This is a genomic window from Ruegeria sp. BHSB064 (assembly GCF_059613205.1).
Window position 1 is genome coordinate 1 of the sequence record NZ_JBXWSB010000162.1, and the last position, 8,238, is coordinate 8,238.

The window sequence follows — 8,238 nt, forward strand, 5'->3', positions numbered from 1 at the left end:
CTCGCGTGATTTGTAACCGGCTGCCTGAGACAAGTGACCAATGGTCAGACCTTCCCTACCTGCGATAGTAAGTGCTTTGAGCATTGTGACCTGCGCAGGGGTGAGCCTGATCTGGCGCAATGCCTCTGCATATTCTCTTGCACTGGGAACGAGCGTGCCGGAGTTTCCTTCCAAACGTCGTTGACCGCTACGTTTCCTGTCTCGTTCTTCGAGAATTCCTTTTAAGGCTTCAATGGCCAACTCTGGTGTTTCACCAACTGCATCGGCAATCATTGCCTGCGTTTTAGCTGGTGGCTTGGGGAATGCGCGCGCAACGCTGTTACCGCTCAGAATGCCGGCCTTAATCAAGTACTTGCCAAACTGTTCCTCAATCACACCGGCTACGTCAGCGTTCCGCGACTTACGAACACTGCGTTCCTGAAATGCTCTTTGTTCTAGGTCGCGAATTGCCGATTTTGGGTGTCGGAGGCTAACCTGAGGGGTGCTTTTACGCATCAGAGAAACACCACCACAATTATGGCCGCTACAATCACCGCCAATGCGACAAACATCTTTATGCTGTAGGACCAGCGTTGCGCCTTTTCGGCTTTGAGTATTTTACCCAGGTTTTCGTCAATCGAGTTATGGTTCACGGATTCGTCCTTCCGGATATGTCAGGCGGTATTGGTTCCCACCAACCTATTGTCGCGGCACATTTTCGGTGCACTTATCGTTCTGTCGTGTAAACGGCCGATTACATTCCCAACCATCACCTCTTCGATTCAAGTGAGCGTTTGAAGGGACAAGGATCGCAACGCACCTGTCCCGGTTTGCGCGAAAACCACGTTCGCATTTCCATCCGGAATACGTTTCAGGTGCAAGATATGCATGCTGTGGAACAGCCACAGGCTCACAACCGCTCTCCGCTGCCCTGTAACCTCTGAGGCACACCCAACCATCCGCGCTGTTTTTGTCAGTCAGGCGGCCGTTGCTCGGGACATTAATCGCAACACAATCCTGATCCTCCTTACGAAATCCCCAGTTGCAGTGTATTTCCTGCACGCCAAACCGGGTTTCGACGTACCCATTTTGAGGTGCCATCACTTCTTCACAGAGTTCCCCGACACGCTGGAACAGCCGATTGCACTCCCACTGATCTCCGGTTGATGCAAGATAGGCATTTTCAGGAACTCTTATTTCCTCACAGAGTTCTCCGACATTCTGGAAACCGTGATTGCATTCCCAGCCGCTACCATAGGAGCTACCCGTCAAATATGCGTTTTCTGGTACGTCTGTTCTTTGGCAGGATCCGTTCTTGTTTTCGAAACCTTCGTCACAAACAGACCCACCGGCATTGCCCGCGACCTGGGCGGGAAGCTGCGTTCCGGAGAGCAACACCAAGAGTGTCGGGATCAAACAAAGAATGCAGCGCGTAAACACGATGAATGACTGATTGAAAAGGAGCCTGAGACCTGATCTATCGGGCATCAAACACGCAATTTATAAGCCATGTGCAGTTCATACGGCGCCTTCTTTCATGGTTCACGCGATGACTGGGGCTTGTCAGGTGACAGTTGCGAATGCTTGCGAGGAACGAGCTCATAGCGAAGACCCCAGCGAAACCCGTTCCTATGCTGGGGCACATGCTACAGTTATTCTGAAGGCCATTGGATCATCGAAGCCGGCAGCATCGCGGCGACGAGTAACTTTCACCAATGCACTTTTGTGGTCCTTAGCCAGAATAGAGTCAAGGAAGTTTCCCTTGTCGCAATGCAAGTACCGCCAGGGCAGGTAGTTTTTGAAACTGCCGGTGACCAAGATCCTTGGTGAACTACCGAAAGAAATTGTCTGGCCTGAGTGCGGCGAAAGAGGAGTATGTGATCAAGGCTTCCCCGTGACTATGAATGACTGGCCTGATAACATTGGCTGCAACGCAGCGATTTTCGCGCCGCTTCTGCACAAGTACTCGCGGCGTGATCAAATGGCCGCTCGGTCCCGCACTCTGTAAATTGCGCCTGAGCCGAGAAAACTGTGCTGCGAGCGTACGCAACAAGATTTTGACACTTCCGCTCAGGGCACGCTACGTCCCACTCCTGCGTAAAAGAACTAGAACCACTATGGATTGGCGACCGACAGCGCCGCTCGCCAAACTGTCTCAGATGTCTATGCGCTCTGCAATGCTTAGCGCGTCTTCCAATTCAACGCCCAGGTATCGCACGGTGCTATCGACCTTTGTGTGCCCAAGCAGAAGTTGGACCGCGCGGAGATTTCCTGTCTTGCGGTAGATCTCAGCTACTTTGGTTCGGCGAAGCGAATGCGTGCCATATCCGCTCGGTTCCAATCCGATTGCGGTCACCCAGTCTCGAACCAGCCTGCCATACTGGCGCGCCGAGATGTGTGGTCGATCATGGAATCGGCTTGGAAACATGAACCGGCTAGCAAACATTTCCGGTGATTTTACCCATACCAATACAGTTTCTCGCGTGTTTTCCGTCAGTTCGAATTGAACAGATCGCTTGGTTTTGCTCTGGATCACCGAAACACGCTCACGGACGCGATCGTCTTTGACAAGATCGGTCACAGCGAGTTTGACCAGATCGCAGCCGCGTAGCTTGCTATCAATCGCGACGTTGAACATTGTGAGATCACGCAGATTTCCAGAAAGTTCGAGCCGGGCACGGATCGCCCAGACCTGTTTTGGGAGTAGCGGTCGTTTCTGACCGATGATCCGCCCCTTGTTCCAAGCTCTGGGTTTTGGGGTGACTGCAGGTAGTTGGACTCTTGGCATATTTTGCACTCCGATCCACCCTCCGCACCCAAGCAACAGCACCGCGCTGACCACCGAATAGTACAAGCGGCGTGAATGCCTGCTGTCCGATTATGAATACTGGCATGGTTTAAGTGTGTGCATTAGGCGGCTTGAGCCCATATCACTACGCATAAGAACGGTTCGAGTCCAAACCGCGCGTACGCTTCGTCTTCAGCACCGATTACCGATCGGGTTCCACGTTAAAAGGCCCGGGTCAGCACCAATAAGATAAAATGAGATATGATCAGAAAAGCTGGTAAGACCGGCGTCAGGTTATCAGCGACGCCGAGCTAACCCAGGGCTTACTGATACGCCATTTCGCCACGCGCTCAACCCCTTGCAGCGTCGACAAATCCGCTCTCCGAACCCTTCGCTCCAGAATGGCGTTCTGCAACGAAGACACGGGCGTTCTTGCGGCACGTCATTGTGGGCGCGAGCCATGATCGTATCTGCGTCGTTGTCGAAGTCTTCCATCAGTTCTTAGCCTCGATTTCTGTTTTGGTTTATACAGCGACTGGAAAAGAAAGTTCCGAGCCCTAAGCCTTGAGATTGAAGGAGCTGCCTGGTTCAGACTGTCCGATGGGACGGCCTGTAATCCGAGGGGTTTTAATAGGACGAACTGGCATTCCTTCGTTCTCAGCAGCTTGGACAGCGAAAGCATACCGAGAACCGCTTGCGCATCCTCGTGGTATGGCTCGTTGATCTGATGATCCGTCGTCTGCCTCAGAAATGAGCGACTCCGAGTAGAGGTGCCGAAGTTGAGTCTCAGACACACCATCCGCTTCCATAATCAATTGCACCATGGGATCGGCCAAAAGTTGGTCGAGCAAGAACTGCGACAACTGCTTTGAAGACAATTTATCCTTTGCGCGGGCTCTCTCCAAATCAGTAAGAGAAACGGTCAAGGTTCGCGCCAGACCGGGGTGAGATTTCCGTGGAAGCAGAAAGATTAGCACTGATGCTTTCCAGGCTTCTGGATCCAAATAATCTGGTGGTGCGGAAAGCTCAGTTTCTATGTCGTATTCGCCCGCCGGGAGTAATTCGTCAAAGCCAGGGAAAGTAAACGGCCTGGAAAAGACTGCGATTGTCTTGCTGATTAGTTGGTTCATTTGGGTAGTTCTCCTTTGCTGATACCGCTCGCTCGGAGATGTAAACAAGAACAAGCCACCCGCTCCCGGCAGGGTATTATCAGTTTTGAGGTTTAGGCTTTGATTTTTCGGGGACGGCGTCCTGCCCTTTCGACGTCACTTCTTTTTTTGACGCGTCCGCATCGTTTTCCTTCAGTGCGGCAGCCGCTCTGGTCGTCAGGTCTTTGAAAGACATCATTTTGATCCTTTGATTGTCCGCAACACCCACGAGCCCAGATAGGGTGTGAAAAGTGAATGCGGCTACATCCAATATAGGGATTGGGTGCCTCATTTACTACGTAAAGCCGTAGAATAAGACGGGTGGCTGAAGCAGAACCGAGGCGGCGGCAACCCTGGCGCGCTACTTTCGCTTCGAATATGGGCGATCAGTGTTCGCTGGGGTGCAGTCAACCAATGCGCCATCACCATGGAAGACTTTTGCTACATCAGGTGCAGCCATGCCGCGCGAGAGCGCGCTATAGTTCAATTTCAGCTTTACCTCGCCACCAGGGCGAAGCAGACAATTGGTGTTTTCAACAACGATATGATCACTGGTGGCTCCGACGAACGTGACGCCAGCAGGGAATATTAGACCCGCTGCATCGGTGTCCTGGAGTCCAATGCCAAGGATCGACCGAGTTTTCGAAGGACTGTCTAAAGTCACACACTGCATAGAAGGTATAGGATAATTCAATTGCAAGGAATTTGGATTTGATTTGGTCTTCGTTTCGATCACTTCCGCCCTAAGCGTGAAAACATCTGTGTAAAGCCCGTCGATCGCGTACCCCGAAACGGGATCGGTACCCAGCAGGATGGCCTCACCCAGACGCAGGTTGTTGATTTTTCCGGTCGCCCCCTTGCCAAGCGCCCATGGCAAACTGGCAGAACCGCCGCCTGACACTGTTTCCAGAGCGGGTCCACTTGCAAGTTCGGTGTCGGCGGCAAGCGACGAAAGCAATTCCATTGCTCCTGCAGAGGGTGCCACATGACCCAGACAGGCAAAATTTGCGCCAATCCCCTTCAGAGAAATCCCTTCCATTCTAAGAATTTGAGACACAGTGCCCTCAAGGTGTTCAGGCAAGATGCCCTCCCGCATATCCCCCATTTCCACCATCAGGATAATATTGTGAGTAATGTTCTTCCCCAGCGCCTCGATAGCCAGGCTGGCGATAATGTCCATCTCAGTGTTGAAGCTGACATCGCAGTTATCAAGGACTTGCGCGACCTGGCTCAGCATGGGCGTTCGGATCAAGGATATGGAGCACGAGATTCCAGCATCGCGCATACGCATGATATTGCTGATCCGCGCGTCCGCCAGCCCTGTCGCGCCACCTTCAAGCATAGCATTCGCAATCTCAGGATGACCGCAAACGGCTTTTGTCACACCTGTCACCGTAATTCCGCGGGGTCTAAGGTGGTCGACCAGGAACCGTGTGTTGTACCGAATTTTGTCCAGATCAACGTCGATACGCAGCTTGCTCATTCAATCGTCGTAGCACGTACGGGTTGCAAGCGCGGAAAGGCAGATAGAACCATATTCACCAAGTTTTTTGGAGGACGGTTCAATGCGTCAGTGACCGGGAGATACAATTTGCAGTTGTAGTCTGTGATGGCCTTTGAAATCTCAACATCATTCATTCCTTCATGGTTGATCGTCATGCCAATTACCTCTGTGTTCGCAAAAGCCTCGATCAGGGTGATTTCATCGCAAGGGTCGGGCATAGTCATGTTGGGGAAATCACATCGACGTTTTCGTTTAGGCGCGTGTTGAAGAATAACTGCATGTGGCTGACTGCCTCGCAGAATGAAGGCTGATGTGCAAAAAGCCGGATGGCTTAGCGCGCCCTGGCCCTCGATCACTATTACATCCGGGTGCTCACCCTCGGATGCCGCAACGACAGCGCGCTCAAGTTCGCCACAACAAAATTGCGGCGGCACCGAATCCATCGCGACACCATACTTGGCGCCCTGCATCAAACCAGTTTGGCCGGTGCCGACCAAAACTGTTTTGATCCCATGCGCGTTAAGTGCGCCTGTCAGGATTGTCGCGGTTGTACGCTTTCCAATTGCACAATCGGTGCCGAACACCGCGATGCGGATCGCCTGGACGTCTCCAATACTGCCATCTAACAGGCGCAGGTCGGGATTTGGCCGCGGCTTGCGAATGTCGCGTATCGTGACATCGTGAATTTTGGCAAATCCGGCGAGCTCCTTGTCATCGCTAAGAAATTCATGCAGCCCACTGACGATGTTCATTCCGAGCGTTATCGCATCCACAACAACTTCGCGATCCTCAAGGGACATTCTGCCGCTGGCCGGCGCCATTCCGTAAATAAACGTGTCCGGGATCGTAGCTTCATTAGCGACGGCGGCATCAAGATCATCGAAGATGGGAACCTGATTTGCGACATTGTCAAGCACTTTGCCACTGTCACAACCGCCATACGTGCTGTCGATCACCGAAAGAACGCGATAGGCCTGTGAATGTCGAACGAGACCATTAGCCGTCTTGCCATCGATCTTTGCGAAGTTTCCTTCGCAATACACAATTGCAGTCGGTGTATCTGTCACAAGTGTCTTGCGGTGAAGCTCTGGAAAAACTGCTTGTTCAGGCGGCAGCTTTTGCGCATCGCTGGCAATGAACTGCTTGGCATCCGACGCAATGGGTACGGGTTTCATATTTGTTCCTTTTTAGATTGTGAAACGCGCGTCCTTGGTAAGGACGGGCAAAAATTGTGAAGTTTGGGAAAGTGGGCTTTCTGTCTGAATTCTCACTGGTTCAGAACACACAGCCCTTCTGATCGATGATAGTTTTTGTGGCATTGCCACCCATTGCCGGATCGGTCGATATGGGCATTTGCCGGTAGCTCGATTGCATTGCAGCGATCACCGGACGCCTCGTAGCCACGTTCGCATTTCCATCCAACTCCATGGATCGCGTCATCGTAGAAAGCATTTTCAGGCACAAAGACGGCATCGCATCGTCCGTCGCGCTCAAAATACCCACGCTCGCACGTCCAGGGACGCCCGCTGGTTGATGCGTTCAGAAAAGCGTTTTCCGGCACCGCTACTGCCACGCATGCTTCTCCGTTTTTTTCGTAGCCACGGTTGCAACGCCATGCAGATCCATAAGTGCTATTCGTCAGGTAAGCATTATCCGGCACCACGATTTTCTGGCAGCTATCGTCTACTCTTGTGTATCCACGCAGGCACCGCCACCTCTCACCTGATGGATCGAGATATCCACCTTCAGGCACAATCACTTCAGTGCATGAGGTGCCGCCAACTTCAACAAAGCCGTGCATACATGCCCACCCTGAGCCGTAGGTTCTGTTTGTGGGGTGGGCATTTCCCGGCACGACAATGGCAACGCATTCTTCGCCATCCAACCGATAGGACAAATCGCATTCCCAACCGTCGCCATATTTTTTGGGATGCGCATTATCCGGGATCGAATTTGTTTCGGCCGATGCGGGATTTGATGAGATAAAGGAGCCCGCCAAGCAGCTGAAAACGCCGACAAACAGCGCCGTCATAAAGTGAGAGTAAAACCAGTGCTGATTTTTTCGATTTGTCCTGGTGCAAACGGCGTTGTCCGAATGTTGAGTGATTGAGTTACGATCCATCCAGGTTCAGCCCCTCAATGCAGGCCTGTGCCAGATCTTTGTTGGGGGTTTGGGATCCCGGTACCGTTGCCCAGCCGGCTGCCATAACGGCATCCTTTCGCTTGAAAGAAGAAGCTTCTTTGATCGTTGTTATTTTTTCGGCGCGTTGGGTGTCAGTTCTCGCCATGTCGACGCAGATCGGAACCAACGCAGCGATTACATTGTCGCGGGACATGGCGTTGGCCATCTTGTCCGCGTTACTGCCGGTCATCCATCCACCCCAAGAAAATCCAACTACGCCTACGAAAACTCCTCCGATCAGGGCGCCGTAGATTCCGGGTTTAAGCCATTCGGGCGTGTTCATAATCTATTCCTCCTGCGGGGAAAGCGCCGCATCGCTGTCATTGTTAGATGTGGCCAAGGTTTGGTCTTGCTTGAGCGCCAGTTCAAAATCTTCTGGGTCAATTGGGCGCATTTCCGTGCGACCTGGCTTGCTGCCTTTGCCCTGAACTGTCAGGTAGGTTCCGGTTCTGCGATATGCTTCGAAACTCAGGCCCTGTAGTAGTTCTTCTTCAACAACTACTTCATACTCGCCTGCAGGAAGTTCATCCGGGTAGCCGGACAAAGAGAACGGATTTGAAAACGTCACCAAAGAACTGGACGATCTCGTGCTCACCTTGGTCCTCCATATAGTTTGTTGGATCTTCCCCGCGCAGTC

General features: G+C 52.4%; 9 protein-coding genes. All 9 read right to left on the reverse strand.

Going from position 1 to position 8,238, the window contains the following annotated elements; genetic code table 11:
- Positions 1-495, reverse strand: a 495-nt coding sequence (locus AC2FNU_RS22535) for a hypothetical protein (RefSeq protein ID WP_496792965.1), incomplete at its 3' end; no start/stop codon positions are given.
- Positions 495-632 carry a hypothetical protein gene (locus AC2FNU_RS22540; RefSeq protein WP_170743319.1) on the reverse strand — a complete coding sequence of 46 codons (138 nt, stop codon included), beginning with the start codon at positions 630-632 and terminating at the stop codon, positions 495-497. The genes AC2FNU_RS22540 and AC2FNU_RS22535, both read right to left, overlap by 1 nt.
- Before the next feature lie 1,502 nt (positions 633-2,134).
- Positions 2,135-2,767: a tyrosine-type recombinase/integrase gene (locus AC2FNU_RS22545; RefSeq protein WP_170743320.1), complete on the reverse strand. Its 633-nt coding sequence runs from the start codon at positions 2,765-2,767 to the stop codon at positions 2,135-2,137.
- A 557-nt stretch (positions 2,768-3,324) separates the two neighbouring features.
- On the reverse strand, positions 3,325-3,897 hold the full coding sequence (locus AC2FNU_RS22550; RefSeq protein ID WP_170743321.1) for a hypothetical protein: 573 nt from the start codon (positions 3,895-3,897) through the stop codon (positions 3,325-3,327).
- A 379-nt stretch (positions 3,898-4,276) separates the two neighbouring features.
- Positions 4,277-5,398 carry an alanine/ornithine racemase family PLP-dependent enzyme gene (locus tag AC2FNU_RS22555; protein WP_496792967.1) on the reverse strand — a complete coding sequence of 374 codons (1,122 nt, stop codon included), beginning with the start codon at positions 5,396-5,398 and terminating at the stop codon, positions 4,277-4,279.
- On the reverse strand, positions 5,395-6,594 hold the full coding sequence (locus AC2FNU_RS22560) for an N-acetyltransferase DgcN family protein (RefSeq protein ID WP_170576373.1): 1,200 nt from the start codon (positions 6,592-6,594) through the stop codon (positions 5,395-5,397). The genes AC2FNU_RS22555 and AC2FNU_RS22560 overlap by 4 nt, the downstream gene beginning before the upstream one ends.
- Positions 6,595-6,686: 92 nt before the next feature.
- A complete protein-coding gene (locus tag AC2FNU_RS22565; protein ID WP_496792969.1) occupies positions 6,687-7,541 on the reverse strand; it encodes a hypothetical protein in 855 nt (284 codons plus the stop codon).
- Positions 7,531-7,884, reverse strand: a complete 354-nt coding sequence (locus tag AC2FNU_RS22570; protein ID WP_170452329.1) for a hypothetical protein — start codon at positions 7,882-7,884, stop codon at positions 7,531-7,533. Before AC2FNU_RS22570 ends, AC2FNU_RS22565 begins: the two co-directional genes overlap by 11 nt.
- Positions 7,885-7,887: 3 nt before the next feature.
- Positions 7,888-8,238: hypothetical protein (locus AC2FNU_RS22575; RefSeq protein ID WP_496792971.1), on the reverse strand; the 351-nt coding region annotated here is incomplete at its 5' end.

Excerpts from the sequence above, each read along its gene's own strand:
- AC2FNU_RS22545 (WP_170743320.1), bottom strand. The coding sequence starts at position 2,767 with ATGCCAAGAGTCCAACTACCTGCAGTCACCCCAAAACCCAGAGCTTGG.
- AC2FNU_RS22550 (WP_170743321.1), bottom strand. The coding sequence starts at position 3,897 with ATGAACCAACTAATCAGCAAGACAATCGCAGTCTTTTCCAGGCCGTTT.
- AC2FNU_RS22555 (WP_496792967.1), bottom strand. The coding sequence starts at position 5,398 with ATGAGCAAGCTGCGTATCGACGTTGATCTGGACAAAATTCGGTACAAC.
- AC2FNU_RS22560 (WP_170576373.1), bottom strand. The coding sequence starts at position 6,594 with ATGAAACCCGTACCCATTGCGTCGGATGCCAAGCAGTTCATTGCCAGC.
- AC2FNU_RS22565 (WP_496792969.1), bottom strand. The coding sequence starts at position 7,541 with ATGGATCGTAACTCAATCACTCAACATTCGGACAACGCCGTTTGCACC.
- AC2FNU_RS22570 (WP_170452329.1), bottom strand. The coding sequence starts at position 7,884 with ATGAACACGCCCGAATGGCTTAAACCCGGAATCTACGGCGCCCTGATC.